Below are 15,260 nucleotides of genomic sequence, written 5' to 3' on the forward strand. Positions count from 1 at the left end.
GCGACGACTGTTTCCGGGACTCACTAGAACTCGATTGCAAGCCGAATTCAGGCAGGAAAACACATGATGGACGCCTTCGAACTTCCCACCACCCTGGTCCAGGCCCTGCGTCGCCGCGCTGTCCAGGAGCCCGAGCGCCTGGCGCTGCGCTTCCTCGCCGAGGACGATGGCGAAGGCGTGGTCCTCAGCTATCGCGATCTCGACCTGCGCGCGCGGAGCATCGCCGCGGCCCTGCAGGCCCATGCGCAGCTGGGCGATCGCGCGGTACTGCTGTTTCCCAGCGGCCCCGACTACGTCGCGGCGTTCTTCGGTTGCCTGTATGCCGGGGTCATCGCGGTGCCGGCCTACCCGCCGGAATCGGCGCGCCGCCATCACCAGGAACGCCTGTTGTCGATCATCGCCGACGCCGAGCCGCGCCTGGTCCTGACCACCGCTGACCTGCGCGAGCCATTGCTGCAGATGAACGCGCAACTGTCCGCCGCCAACGCCCCGCAACTGCTCTGCGTCGACCAGTTGGACCCGGCCGTTGCCGAGGCCTGGGACGAGCCGCAAGTGCGTCCCGAGCACATCGCCTTCCTCCAGTACACCTCCGGTTCAACCGCATTGCCCAAGGGCGTGCAGGTCAGCCATGGCAACCTGGTCGCCAACGAGGTGCTGATCCGCCGAGGCTTCGGCATCGGTGCCGACGACGTGATCGTCAGCTGGCTGCCGCTGTACCACGACATGGGCCTGATCGGCGGCCTGCTGCAACCGATCTTCAGCGGCGTACCCTGCGTGCTGATGTCGCCGCGCTACTTCCTCGAACGTCCGGTGCGCTGGCTGGAAGCCATCAGCCAGTACGGCGGCACCGTCAGCGGCGGTCCCGATTTCGCCTACCGGCTGTGCAGCGAGCGGGTCGCCGAGTCGGCCCTGCAGCGTCTCGACCTGAGCGGTTGGCGGGTAGCCTTCTCCGGTTCCGAGCCGATCCGCCAGGACAGCCTGGAACGCTTCGCCGAGAAATTCGCCGCCAGCCGCTTCGATGCGTCCAGTTTCTTCGCCTGCTACGGCCTCGCCGAGGCGACCCTGTTCGTCACCGGCGGCCAGCGCGGCCAGGGCATTCCCGCCCTGGCGGTGGATGGCGAGGCGCTGGCGCGCAACCGCATCGCCGAAGGCGAAGGCAGCGTGCTGATGTGCTGCGGCCGCAGCCAGCCGGAACACGCCGTGCTGATCGTCGACGCGGCGAGCGGCGAGGTCCTCGGCGACGACAACGTCGGCGAGATCTGGGCCGCCGGGCCGAGCATCGCCCACGGCTACTGGCGCAACCTGGAAGCTTCGGCGAAGACCTTCGTCGAGCGTGACGGGCGCACCTGGCTGCGCACCGGCGACCTCGGCTTCCTCCGCGACGGCGAACTGTTCGTCACCGGGCGCCTGAAGGACATGCTCATCGTCCGCGGCCACAACCTCTATCCGCAGGACATCGAACGCACCGTCGAGAGCGAGGTGCCGTCGGCGCGCAAGGGCAGGGTCGCGGCCTTCGCGGTCACGGTCGATGGCGAGGAAGGCATCGGCATCGCCGCCGAGATCGGTCGCGGCGTCCAGAAATCGGTGCCGGCCCAGGAGCTGATCGACTCGATCCGCCAGGCGGTGGCCGAGGCCTACCAGGAAGCGCCGAAGGTGGTGGCGCTGCTCAATCCCGGCGCCTTGCCGAAGACGTCCAGCGGCAAGCTGCAACGTTCCGCCTGCCGCCTGCGCCTGGAAGACGGCAGCCTGGACAGCTATGCGCTGTTTCCCGGCCTCCAGGCCGTGCAGGAGGCGCAGCCGCCGGCAGGCGACGACGAACTGCTGGCACGCATCGGCGAGATCTGGAAGGCCCGGCTGGGCGTGGCGCAGGTAGCGCCGCGCGATCACTTCTTCCTGCTTGGCGGCAATTCCATTGGCGCCGCCCAGGTTGTCGCCCAGGTGCGCGACAGTCTCGGCGTTGCCCTCGACCTGCGCCAACTGTTCGAGGCGCCGACCCTGCAGGCCTTCAGCGCCACGGTGGCCCGCCAACTGGCCGCCGGCCTGCCGGCCGAGGCACCGATGGCGCACCTGCCGCGCGGTGTCGACCTGCCGCAGTCGGCGGCGCAGCAGCGTCTCTGGCTGACCTGGCAGATCGATCCGCAGAGCGCCGCCTACAACATCCCCGGCGGCCTGCGCCTGCGCGGCGAGCTGGACGAAGCGGCGCTGCGCGCCAGCTTCCAGCGCCTGGTCGAACGCCACGAAGCGCTGCGCACGCGTTTCCTCGAGCGCGACGGCGCGGCCTTGCAGCGTATCGACGAGCGGGGCGAGTTCGCCTGGCAGTTCGTCGACCTCGCCGCGCTGGCCGAGCACGAACGCGCCGCGGCTGCCGCGCAGCGCCGCGAAGCCGAGGCGCAGCAGCCGTTCGACCTGGAAAAGGGGCCGCTGCTGCGGGTCAGCCTGGTGCGCCTGGACGAACAGGAGCACCAGCTCTGGGTCACCCTGCATCACATCGTCGCCGATGGTTGGTCGCTGAACCTGCTGCTCGACGAATTCTCGCGGCTCTACGCCGAAGCCTGCGGCGGCCAGCCGGCCGACCTGGCGCCGCTGGAACTGCACTACGCCGAGTTCGCTGCCTGGCAACGGCAGTGGCTGGACGCGGGCGAGGGCGCCCGCCAACTGGCCTACTGGCGGGAGCGCCTGGGCGACACGGCGCCGGTGCTGGAACTGGCCACCGACCATCCGCGCACGGCGCGCCAGGCGTCGCCCGCCGCGCGCTACAGCCTGCGGGTCGACGAAGCCCTGGCGCGGGCTATCCGCGAGGCCGCGCTGGACCATGAGGCGAGTGTCTTCATGTGGCTGCTGGCGGCGTTCCAGGCGCTGCTGCATCGCCACAGCGGGCAGGGCGAGATCCGCATCGGCGTGCCCAGCGCCAACCGCCAGCGCCTGGAGACCCAGGGGCTGGTCGGCTTCTTCATCAACACCCTGGTCCTGCGCGGCACGCCCCGGGCGCGCCAGCCGTTCGCCGCGTTGCTCGGCGAGGCTCGCGAGGCGACCCTCGGCGCCCAGGCCAACCAGGACCTGCCGTTCGACCAGGTGCTCGCAGCCTGCGGCCAGGGCGGCCAGTTGTTCCAGGTGCTGTTCAACCACCAGCAGCGCGACCTGTCGGCGTTGCGCCGGCTGCCCGGCCTGCTCGCCGACGAGCTGCCCTGGCACAGCCGCGAAGCCAAGTTCGACCTGCAACTGCAGAGCGAGGAGGACGCTCGCGGTCGCCTGACCCTGAATTTCGACTACGCCGCGGACCTCTTCGACGAGGCCAGCATCCGGCGTTTCGCCGCGCAATACCTGGAGCTGCTGCGCCAGGTCGCGGAAGACCCGCAGCGCTGCCTCGGCGATATCGCCCTGGTCGACGCCGAGCAGGCGGCGCGCCTCGCCGAATGGGGCAGCGCGCCCTGCGAGCCGGCGCGCGCCTGGCTGCCGGAGCTGCTGGAGCGGCAACTGGCGCAGTCCGCCGAACGCGTCGCCCTGGAGTGGGACGGCGGCAGCCTCGGCTACGCCGAACTGCACGCCCGGGCCAACCGCCTGGCCCACTACCTGCGCGACAAGGGCGTCGGCCCGGACGTGCGGGTAGCGATCTGCGCCGAGCGTTCGCCGCAACTGCTGGTCGGTCTGCTGGCGATCGTCAAGGCGGGCGGCGCCTACGTGCCGCTGGACCCGGACTACCCCAGCGAACGCCTGGCCTACATGCTCGCCGACAGTGGCGTCGAGCTGCTGCTGACCCAGGCCCATCTGTTCGAGCGCCTGCCTGGCGCGGAGGGCGTCACGCCGATCTGCCTGGACAGCCTCAAGCTCGACAACTGGCCGAGCCAGGCACCGGGCCTGCACCTGCACGGCGACAATCTCGCCTACGTCATCTACACCTCCGGCTCCACCGGCCAGCCGAAGGGCGTGGGCAACACCCACGCGGCGCTGGCCGAGCGCCTGCAATGGATGCAGGCCACCTACGCCCTCGACGGCGACGACGTGCTGATGCAGAAGGCGCCGGTGAGCTTCGACGTGTCGGTGTGGGAGTGCTTCTGGCCGCTGGTCACCGGTTGCCGGCTGGTGCTCGCCGCCCCCGGCGAGCACCGCGATCCGGCGCGCCTGGTGGAACTGGTGCGGCAGTTCGGGGTGACCACGCTGCACTTCGTGCCGCCGCTGCTGCAACTGTTCATCGACGAACCCGGCGTCGCCGCCTGCGGCAGCCTGCGCCGCCTGTTCTCCGGCGGCGAGGCGCTTCCGGCGGAGCTGCGCAACCGCGTGTTGCAACGCCTGCCGGCGGTGGCCCTGCATAACCGCTACGGGCCGACCGAGACCGCCATCAACGTCACCCATTGGCAGTGCCGCGCGGAAGACGGCGAGCGTTCGCCGATCGGCCGGCCGCTGGGCAACGTGGTCTGCCGCGTGCTGGACGCCGAGTTCAACCTGCTGCCGGCCGGCGTCGCCGGCGAGCTGTGCATCGGCGGCCTGGGCCTGGCCCGCGGCTACCTGGGGCGCCCGGCGCTGAGCGCCGAGCGCTTCGTCGCCGATCCGTTCTCGGCCGCTGGCGAGCGCCTGTACCGCACCGGCGACCGCGCGCGCTGGAACGCCGACGGCGTGCTGGAATACCTCGGCCGCCTCGACCAGCAGGTCAAGCTGCGTGGCTTCCGCATCGAGCCGGAGGAAATCCAGGCACGCCTGCTGGCGCAGCCGGGGGTGGCCCAGGCGGTAGTGGTGATCCGCGAAGGCGTGGCCGGCAGCCAGTTGGTCGGCTACTACACCGGCGCTGTCGGCGCCGAGGCGGAAGCCGAGCAGAACCAGCGTCTGCGCGCCGCGCTACAGGCCGAACTGCCGGAATACATGGTTCCGGCGCAGTTGATGCGCCTGGCGCAGATGCCCCTCGGCCCGAGCGGCAAGCTGGATACGCGGGCGCTGCCGGAGCCGGTCTGGCAGCAGCGCGAGCACGTCGAGCCGCGGACCGAGCTGCAACGGCGCATCGCCGCGATCTGGAGCGAAGTGCTCGGCCTGCCGCGGGTCGGCCTGCGCGACGATTTCTTCGAACTCGGCGGGCATTCCCTGCTGGCCACCCGCATCGTCTCGCGCACACGCCAGGCCTGCGACGTCGAACTGCCGTTGCGCGCGCTGTTCGAGGCCAGCGAACTGGAGGCCTTCTGCGAACAGGTCCGCGCAGCCCAGGCTGCCGGACGTACCGACAGCCACGGCGCGATCCGCCGCATCGACCGCGAGCAGCCGGTGCCGCTGTCCTACTCGCAGCAGCGCATGTGGTTCCTCTGGCAACTGGAGCCGGACAGCCCGGCCTACAACGTCGGCGGCCTGGCGCGCCTGAGCGGGCCGCTGGACGTGGCGCGCTTCGAGGCCGCGCTACAGGCCCTGGTGCAGCGCCACGAGACCCTGCGCACCACGTTCCCCAGCGTCGACGGCGTGCCGGTACAGCGCGTACATGGCGATGGCGGCCTGCACATGGACTGGCAGGACTTCTCCGCGCTCGACCGCGACAGCCGCCAGCAGCACCTGCAGACCCTCGCCGACAGCGAGGCGCACCGGCCCTTCGATCTTGAGAGCGGGCCATTGCTGCGGGTCTGCATGGTGAAGATGGCCGAGCGTGAGCACTACCTGGTGGTGACCTTGCACCACATCGTCACCGAAGGCTGGGCGATGGACATCTTCGCCCGCGAACTGGGCGCGCTCTACGAGGCCTTCCTCGACGACCGCGAATCGCCGCTGGAGCCGTTGCCGGTCCAGTACCTGGACTACAGCGTGTGGCAGCGCGAGTGGCTGGAGAGCGGCGAGCGCCAGCGCCAGCTCGACTACTGGAAGGCCCAGCTGGGCAACGAGCATCCGCTGCTCGAACTGCCGGGCGACCGGCCACGCCCGCCGGTGCAGAGCCACCAGGGCGACCTCTACCGCTTCGACCTGAGCCCCGAGCTGGCCGAGCGCGTGCGCCGCTTCAACGCCGCCCGCGGGCTGACCATGTTCATGACCATGACCGCCACCCTTGCGGCCTTGCTCTACCGCTACAGCGGCCAGCAGGACCTGCGTATCGGCGCGCCGGTGGCGAACCGCATCCGCCCGGAGAGCGAAGGGCTGATCGGCGCCTTCCTCAATACCCAGGTGCTGCGCTGCCGGCTCGACGGACAGATGAGTGTCGGCGAGCTGCTTGAGCAGGTGCGGCAGACCGTGATCGATGGCCAGTCGCACCAGGACCTGCCGTTCGACCACCTGGTGGAAGCCCTGCAACCGCCGCGCAGCGCCGCCTACAACCCGTTGTTCCAGGTGATGTGCAACGTTCAGCGCTGGGAGTTCCAGCAAACCCGGCAACTGGCCGGGATGACCGTCGAGTACATCGCCAACGATGCGCGGGCGACCAAGTTCGACCTCAACCTGGAGGTCACCGACCTCGACCAGCGCCTCGGCTGCTGCCTGACCTACAGCCGCGACCTGTTCGACGAACCGCGCATCGCGCGGATGGCCGGACACTGGCAGAACCTGCTGGAGGCGCTGCTGGGCGACCCGCAGCGGCGCATTGCCGAATTGCCGCTGTTCGCCGCCGAGGAGCGGAAGCAACTGCTGCTCGCCGGCACGGCCGGCGAGGCAGGGCTCCAGGACACCCTCCATGGCCTGTTCGCCGCCCGCGTGGCGGCCAGCCCACAGGCCCCGGCGCTGACCTTCGCCGGACAGACCCTGAGCTATGCCGAACTCGACGCCCGCTCCAACCGTCTGGCGCGCGTCCTGCGCAGTCACGGCGTCGGCCCGGAAGTGCGGGTCGGCCTGGCCCTGGAGCGTTCGCTGGAGATGGTCGTCGGCCTGCTGGCGATCCTCAAGGCCGGCGGCGCCTACGTGCCGCTGGACCCGGAATATCCGCTGGAGCGCCTGCAATACATGATCGAGGACAGCGGCGTACGCCTGCTGCTCAGCCACGCGGCGCTGTTCGAGGCCCTCGGCGAGCTGCCGGCGGGCGTGGTGCGCTGGTGCCTCGAGGAGGACGGCCCGGCGCTGGACGCCGAGGACCCCGCGCCGCTGGCAGCACTGAGCGGGCCGCAGCACCAGGCCTACCTGATCTATACCTCCGGCTCCACCGGCAAGCCGAAGGGCGTGGCGGTCTCCCACGGCGAGATCGCCATGCACTGCGCCGCGGTGATCGAGCGCTTCGGCATGCGCGCCGACGATTGTGAACTGCACTTCTATTCGATCAACTTCGACGCCGCCAGCGAGCGCCTGCTGGCCCCGTTGCTGTGCGGCGCCCGCGTGGTGCTGCGGGCCCAGGGCCAGTGGGGCGCGGAGGAAATCTGCGAGCTGATCCGCGCGGAGGGCGTGAGCATCCTCGGCTTCACCCCGAGCTACGGCAGCCAGCTCGCCCAGTGGCTGGAGAGCCAGGGCCGGCAGTTGCCGGTGCGCATGTGCATCACCGGCGGCGAAGCGCTGACCGGCGAGCACCTGCAACGGATTCGCCAGGCCTTCGCCCCGGCGTCGTTCTTCAATGCCTACGGACCGACCGAAACGGTGGTCATGCCGCTGGCCTGCCTGGCTCCCGAACGACTGGAGGAGGGTGCCGCCAGCGTGCCGATCGGCAGCGTGGTCGGCGCGCGGGTCGCCTACATCCTGGATGCCGACCTGGCCCTGGTGCCGCAGGGCGCGACCGGCGAACTCTACGTCGGCGGCGCCGGCCTGGCGCGCGGCTACCATGAGCGTCCGGCGCTCAGCGCCGAGCGCTTCGTGCCCGATCCCTTCGCTGCCGAGGGCGGCCGCCTGTACCGCACCGGCGACCTGGTGCGCCTGTGCGACAACGGCCAGGTGGAATATGTCGGCCGCATCGACCACCAGGTGAAGATCCGTGGCTTCCGCATCGAACTGGGCGAGATCGAGGCGCGCCTGCTGGAGCATCCGCAGGTTCGCGAAGCGCTGGTCCTGGCGCTCGACAGCCCGAGCGGCAAGCAGTTGGCCGGTTATGTCGCCAGCGCGGTGGCCGAGCAGGACGAGGACGCCCAGGCGGCGCTGCGCGAGGCGCTGAAAACGCACCTCAAGCAGCAATTGCCGGACTACATGGTGCCGGCCCACCTGCTGTTGCTCGCCAGCCTGCCGCTGACCGCCAACGGCAAGCTCGACCGCCGCGCGCTGCCGGCGCCCGACCCGGCGCTCAACCGGCAGGCCTACGAGGCCCCGCGCAGCGTGCTGGAGCAGCAACTGGCCGGGGTCTGGCGCGAGGTGCTGAACGTCGAGCGGGTAGGCCTCGGCGACAACTTCTTCGAACTGGGCGGCGATTCGATCCTGTCGATCCAGGTGGTCAGCCGCGCCCGCCAGCTCGGCATCCACTTCAGCCCCCGCGACCTGTTCCAGCACCAGACCGTGCAGAGCCTCGCCGCGGTGGCCCGGCACAGCCAGGCCAGCCAGGCCGAGCAGGGGCCGGTGCAGGGCGACAGCGCGCTGACGCCGATCCAGCACTGGTTCTTCGACCTGCCGCTGGCGCGCCGCGAGCACTGGAACCAGTCGCTGCTGTTGCAGCCGCGGCAGGCCCTCGACCTCGGCCTGCTGCGCAAGTCCCTGCAACGCCTGGTCGAACAGCATGACGCCCTGCGCCTGGCGTTCCGCCAGGTCGACGGCGAATGGCTGGCGCAGCATCGTCCGCTGCGCGAACAGGAACTGCTCTGGCACGTTCCGGTGCAATCCTTCGACGAATGCGCCGAGCTGTTCGCCAAGGCCCAGCGCAGCCTCGACCTCGAACAGGGGCCGCTGCTGCGCGCGGTGCTGGTGGACGGCCCGGCCGGCGAGCAACGCCTGCTGCTGGCGATCCACCACCTGGTGGTGGACGGGGTGTCCTGGCGGGTGCTGCTGGAGGACCTGCAACAGGTCTACCGTCAGTTCGCCGAGGGCGCCGAACCGGCGCTGCCGGCCAAGACCAGCGCCTTCCGCGACTGGGCCGGACGCCTGCAGGCCTACGCCGGCAGCGAATCGCTGCGCGAGGAGCTGGGCTGGTGGCAAGCCCGGCTGGGTGGGCAGCCGGTCGGGTGGCCGTGCGACCGCCCGCAGGGCGACAACCGCGAGGCGCTGGCGGAAAGTGTCAGCCTGCGGCTCGACCCGCAACGTACCCGGCAATTGCTGCAACAGGCGCCGGCGGCCTACCGCACCCAGGTCAACGACCTGCTGCTGACCGCCCTCGCTCGCGTGCTCTGCCGCTGGAGCGGGCAGCCGTCGACGCTGGTGCAGTTGGAAGGGCATGGCCGCGAGGCGCTGTTCGACGATATCGACCTGACCCGCAGCGTCGGCTGGTTCACCAGCGCCTACCCGTTGCGCCTGACCCCGGCGCAGAGCCCGGGCGAGTCGATCAAGGCGATCAAGGAACAGCTCCGCGCGGTGCCGCACAAAGGCCTCGGCTACGGCGTGCTGCGCTACCTCGCCGATCCGGCGGTGCGCCAGGCGATGGCCGCGCTGCCGACGGCGCCGATCACCTTCAACTACCTTGGACAGTTCGACCAGAGCTTCGCCGACGCCCTGTTCCAGCCGCTGGACCAGCCCACCGGGCCGATCCACGACGAGCAGGCGCCGTTGCCCAACGAGCTGAGCGTCGATGGCCAGGTCTACGGCGGCGAGCTGGTGCTGCGCTGGACCTACAGCCGCGAGCGCTACGACGCGCGGACGGTGAACGAGCTGGCGCAGGCCTATCTCGCCGAACTGCAGGCGCTGATCGAGCATTGCCTGGAAGACGGCGCCGGCGGCCTGACCCCGTCCGACTTCCCGCTGGCGCAACTGAGCCAGGCGCAACTGGACGCCCTGGCGGTGCCGGCCGGCGAGATCGAGGACGTCTATCCGCTGACCCCGATGCAGGAAGGGTTGCTGTTGCACACCCTGCTGGAACCGGGCACCGGCATCTACTACATGCAGGACCGCTACCGGATCGACAGCCCGCTCGATCCCGAGCGCTTCGCCGCCGCCTGGCAGGCGGTGGTGGCCCGCCACGAGGCGCTGCGCGCGTCGTTCGTCTGGAATGCCGGCGAAACGATGTTGCAGGTGATCCACAAGCCCGGTCGCACCCGCATCGAGTTCCTCGACTGGAGCGAGCTGCCGGAGGACGGCCACGAGGAGCGCCTGCAAGCGCTGCACAAGCGCGAGCGCGAGGCCGGCTTCGACCTGCTCGAACAGCCGCCGTTCCACCTGCGCCTGATCCGCCTGGGCGAGGCGCGCTACTGGTTCATGATGAGCAACCACCACATCCTCATCGATGCCTGGTGCCGTGGCCTGCTGATGAACGACTTCTTCGAGATCTACGGCGCCCTCGGCGAAGGCCGCCCGGCGAACCTGCCGACGCCGCCGCGCTACCGCGACTACATCGCCTGGCTGCAACGCCAGGACCTGGAGCAATCGCGTCGCTGGTGGAGCGAGAGCCTGCGCGGCTTCGAGCGGCCGACCCTGGTGCCCAGCGACCGCCCGTTCCTCCGCGAGCACGCCGGCGAAAGCGGCGGGATGATCGTCGGTGACCGCTACACGCGTCTGGACGCCGCCGACGGCGCGCGCCTGCGTGAACTGGCGCAGCGCTACCAGCTCACCGTCAACACCTTCGCCCAGGCCGCCTGGGCGCTGACCCTGCGCCGCTTCAGCGGCGAGCGCGACGTGCTGTTCGGCGTCACCGTGGCCGGGCGTCCGGTGGGCATGCCGGAAATGCAGCGCACCGTCGGCCTGTTCATCAACAGCATCCCATTGCGCGTGCAGATGCCGGCCGCCGGCCAGCGCTGCACGGTGCGCGAATGGCTGAACCGGCTGTTCGAGCGCAACCTGGAGTTGCGCGAGCACGAGCACCTGCCCCTGGTAGCCATCCAGGAAAGCAGCGAGCTGCCCAAGGGCCAGCCGCTGTTCGACAGCCTGTTCGTGTTCGAGAACGCTCCGGTGGAAGTCTCGGTGCTGGACCGCGCGCAGAGCCTGAACGCCAGTTCCGACTCCGGGCGTACCCACACCAACTTCCCGTTGACCGTGGTCTGCTATCCGGGCGATGACCTCGGCCTGCACCTGTCCTACGACCAGCGCTACTTCGAGGCGCCGACCGTCGAGCGCCTGCTCGGCGAGTTCAAGCGCCTGCTGCTGGCCCTGGCCGACGGTTTCCACGGCGAACTGGAGGCCTTGCCGCTGCTCGGCGAGGACGAGCGTGACTTCCTCCTCGACGGCTGCAACCGCAGCGCCCGCGACTACCCGCTGGAGCAAGGCTACGTGCGGCTGTTCGAGGCGCAGGTGGCGGCCCATCCGCAGCGCATCGCCGCCAGTTGCCTGGAACAGCGCTGGAGCTACGCCGAGCTGAACCGCCGGGCCAACCGCCTCGGCCACGCCCTGCGCACCGCCGGCGTCGGCATCGACCAGCCGGTGGCACTGCTGGCCGAGCGCGGCCTCGACCTGCTCGGCATGATCGTCGGCAGCTTCAAGGCCGGTGCCGGCTACCTGCCGCTCGACCCCGGCCATCCGACCCAGCGCCTGACCCGGATCGTCGAGCTGAGCCGCACGCCGGTGCTGGTCTGCACCCAGGCCTGCCGCGAGCAGGTGCTGGCGCTGTTCGACGAACTCGGCTGCGTCGACCGGCCGCGCCTGCTGGTGTGGGACGAGATCCAGCAGGGCGAGGGCGCCGAGCACGATCCGCAGGTCTACAGCGGGCCGCAGAACCTCGCCTACGTGATCTACACCTCCGGCTCCACCGGACTGCCGAAGGGCGTGATGGTGGAGCAGGCGGGCATGCTCAACAACCAGTTGAGCAAGGTCCCGTACCTGGAACTGGACGAGAACGACGTGATCGCCCAGACCGCCTCGCAGAGCTTCGACATCTCGGTCTGGCAGTTCCTCGCCGCGCCGTTGTTCGGCGCCCGCGTGGCGATCGTGCCGAACGCCATCGCCCACGATCCGCAGGGCCTGCTGGCGCACGTCGGCGAACAGGGCATCACGGTGCTGGAAAGCGTGCCGTCGCTGATCCAGGGCATGCTCGCCGAAGAGCGCCAGGCCCTCGACGGCCTGCGCTGGATGTTGCCCACCGGCGAGGCGATGCCGCCGGAACTGGCGCGCCAGTGGCTCAAGCGCTACCCAAGGATCGGCCTGGTGAATGCCTACGGGCCGGCGGAGTGTTCCGACGACGTGGCGTTCTTCCGCGTCGACCTGGCCTCCACCGAGAGCACCTACCTGCCGATCGGCAGTCCCACCGACAACAACCGCCTGTACCTGCTCGGTGCCGGCGCCGACGACGCCTTCGAACTGGTGCCGCTGGGCGCGGTGGGCGAGCTGTGCGTGGCCGGCACCGGCGTCGGTCGTGGCTACGTCGGCGATCCGCTGCGCACCGCCCAGGCCTTCGTCCCGCATCCGTTCGGCGCGCCGGGCGAGCGCCTGTACCGTACCGGCGACCTGGCGCGGCGGCGCGCCGACGGAGTGCTGGAATATGTCGGGCGGATCGACCACCAGGTGAAGATCCGCGGCTTCCGCATCGAGTTGGGCGAGATCGAGGCGCGCCTGCACGAACGCGCCGACGTCCGCGAGGCGGCGGTGGCGGTGCAGGAAGGGGCGAACGGCAAGTACCTGGTGGGCTACCTGGTTCCCGGCGAGACACAGCGTTCCAGCGCCGACTCGCCGGCCGGACTGATGGTGGAGCAGGGCGCCTGGTTCGAGCGGATCAAGCAGCAACTGCGCGCCGACCTGCCGGACTACATGGTGCCGCTGCACTGGCTGGTGCTGGACCGGATGCCGCTCAACGCCAACGGCAAGCTCGACCGCAAGGCGCTGCCGGCGCTGGACATCGGCCAGATGCAGAACCAGGCCTACCAGGCCCCGCGCAACGAACTGGAGGAAACCCTGGCGCGGATCTGGGCCGAGGTGCTGAAGGTCGAGCGGGTCGGGGTGTTCGACAACTTCTTCGAACTCGGCGGGCATTCGCTGCTGGCCACCCAGATCGCCTCGCGGGTGCAGAAGGCCCTGCAACGCAACGTGCCGCTACGGGCGATGTTCGAATGCACCACGGTGGAAGAGCTGGCCAGCTACATCGAGTCCCTGGCCCCGAGCGAGATCAGCGAGCAGAAGGCCGAGCGCCTGAACGACCTGATGTCGAAGCTGGAAATGCTCTGATCGGATCCGGCCGCCGAGCCCTTCGCGGGGGGCGATGAAAATGGCCGGAAGGGAATGTTCCATACTCCCTTCCGGCCATTCTTCATATATGTGCGTATATATAAACGCCGATATATGGGGCGGCTTGATTCATTACAACGCGATATTCCCGACTTTCGCCGAAGCTGCGTTGTAACGCTGGTGCTGTTTACGCTTGACCGAAGAACTGCGCTTGAAACGCCGGGTCGCCGTAAAGATGTTCTTCAAGGTGATCGGGAATACCGTGATCAATCCGTTGCCCTTGTGATATTCCGGGTTCCGATCGAGGAAGAAACGCACATTCGGATTGCTGTGCGTAGCCCAGCGTGCCCGTTCGTGATCGGCCTCGGTGGTGGTCCAGCCGGTGTCGACCACCAGCGGATCGTTGCTGCTGCGCTTGAAGCTGAACTGGGCGATCAGGTGTTCGAGGAACTTCACGTGGTGGCTTTCCAGGTCGCAGTGGCAGGGCCAGACGTCATCCACGTACTTGGTCACCAGGGCGTAGCTGGAGGGATGGATCAGCGTGTCGAGGAACAGCAGGCGCTTGCCGGGGTTGAGCAACTTGTAGCGCAGCACCTGGCGGGTAAGGAAGGGAATGCTCTGGTTGCTCCCGCGGTACTCCGGGAGGATCCCCGACTCGGCGCGGATCACGCAGGCCTTGCTGTACTGGAAGACTTCCGAGTCGTGGAAATGCACGGCGCAATAGCCGACGATCTCGTGCTGGCGGTTGCGGTAGATGGCGATGCGGGTGAGGCGGGCAGTGGAGTGGATGACCTCGCGAGCGAAGGATTCATACTGGACGCCATGAAAGATCCTGGCGTGAATCGCGTAGAGTTCGCTTGCGAGGTTTCCCCTCTGTGTTTCGTCGAGTTTTCCCGGGTTGACGACTTCCCGGTAGATCCTGGCAGTCATAATCTTCTCCGAAGGAATCATCCAATATTAATTTTCGAATTTTTTTCATGCCGATGACTTCTTGTTGTTGTGCGTGGAGGTGAGGCTAGGGAAAGTCTATTTCCATATTGTTAACTGGCGCCCCCATACGCCTTAAGCTGCCAGATCTGACAGGGTATTAACTTATATTCGGAACTCGCTTCGGCCCGCGGTGGTCGCGGGCCCGCCGGCCTTTATTCTTTCGCTGCTCTTCCGGGGATAGGCACATGATGCAGAACATTCACGGTCGCGACGACTTCTGCGCCGCCTGCCGGTCAACCTGCACGCCATACCGCTGCCCGGCGTCTCCTGTCTACAGGTGGTCCCGCCAGCCTGGCTGGCGGCTGGACAGGGAGGGTCGGCGCACCTGCCGGACCGCTACTCGAACGAAGGGCCGCGTACCACCGACTGGCTGGCCAGCGGCGTGGTCAAGCGTCACCGCACGCTGGGCAGCCTGCTCAACCTGTTGATCGGGTTCGGGCTTTCGTCTCGAACGGGTGGAGGAGTGGAGCCCCTGCGACGAGCAAGTGGCCGCTCGCCTAGAGCGGCCGCAACTTGCGCAACCAGCGTCGCCAACCCAGTTGCACCATGGGTTCGCCCTGGCGTTCGAGGAGGTCGGGCATCTCGCTGAAATTCACCCAGAGCTTGCCCTGCCAGTCGAGCATGTGCACCACCTGGCGCTCCCAGCGCAACTTGACGTAGCGCGGCATGCCGCTGTCGTCGGTGGCGCTGCGCAACTCCGGCACCACCTCGCCGCTGAGCCAGCGGCGCAATTCGCTGCCATCGCCGCGCTGCTGGTAGATCAGCGCGGCATACGCGCCGGACTCGCTGATCAGCCACTGCGCCTGCTCTTCGCCACGTTCGGAACGCAACGACTCCCGGCGCGCCTGGTCGTCGTCCAGGCGGGCGAGCATCTGTTCGGGCTGGCTGTGTTCGATGAGCCGGGCGAAGTCGTCGAGGACGAACCAGGCCTGGTCGTCGATCAGCAGCGCGCGCAGCAATCGCTGCTGTCGGAAGAAGTAGTGCGGGGCAAGCTGGGTATGGCCGTGCATAGGAGAAATCCTTCTCTGAGCTGTCCGCTGCCTGGCTTCTGCCGGCGCGGCAGGGAGACAGGCCGCTCGTGGGTGTTGGGTCAGCAGGCCGTGGCCTGCCGGGAACCGAAGTCGCCGGCGAAAAAAGCCTACTGACAGCGCCTGTAGGACGGCAATGGCTAAGCCTTG

The 15,260-nt window shown here is 69.0% G+C and carries 3 protein-coding genes; 1 reads left to right on the top strand and 2 read right to left on the bottom strand.

The window, feature by feature from the left end; genetic code table 11:
- Window positions 1–63 precede the first annotated feature (63 nt).
- Entirely contained in the window at window positions 64–13,092 is a 13,029-nt protein-coding gene (gene pvdL, locus AC1RB9_RS13250; RefSeq protein WP_034061161.1) for a pyoverdine non-ribosomal peptide synthetase/polyketide synthase PvdL, read from the top strand.
- A 132-nt stretch (window positions 13,093–13,224) separates the two neighbouring features.
- Here pvdL and AC1RB9_RS13255 read toward each other — a convergent pair whose 3' ends face one another.
- Both AC1RB9_RS13255 and AC1RB9_RS13260 read right to left on the bottom strand, forming a co-directional pair.
- Complete coding sequence (locus AC1RB9_RS13255; protein ID WP_003102987.1) at window positions 13,225–14,022, bottom strand: hypothetical protein; 798 nt, start codon at window positions 14,020–14,022, stop codon at window positions 13,225–13,227.
- A gap of 557 nt (window positions 14,023–14,579) precedes the next feature.
- Window positions 14,580–15,092: a BRO-N domain-containing protein gene (locus AC1RB9_RS13260; RefSeq protein WP_003451103.1), complete on the bottom strand. Its 513-nt coding sequence runs from the start codon at window positions 15,090–15,092 to the stop codon at window positions 14,580–14,582.
- Window positions 15,093–15,260: the final 168 nt, after the last annotated feature.

The organism is Pseudomonas sp. 20-5 (assembly GCF_056782835.1).

Coding starts and splice junctions, on each gene's coding strand:
- pvdL (WP_034061161.1), top strand. CDS start 64: ATGATGGACGCCTTCGAACTTCCCACCACCCTGGTCCAGGCCCTGCGT.
- AC1RB9_RS13260 (WP_003451103.1), bottom strand. CDS start 15,092: ATGCACGGCCATACCCAGCTTGCCCCGCACTACTTCTTCCGACAGCAG.
- AC1RB9_RS13255 (WP_003102987.1), bottom strand. CDS start 14,022: ATGACTGCCAGGATCTACCGGGAAGTCGTCAACCCGGGAAAACTCGAC.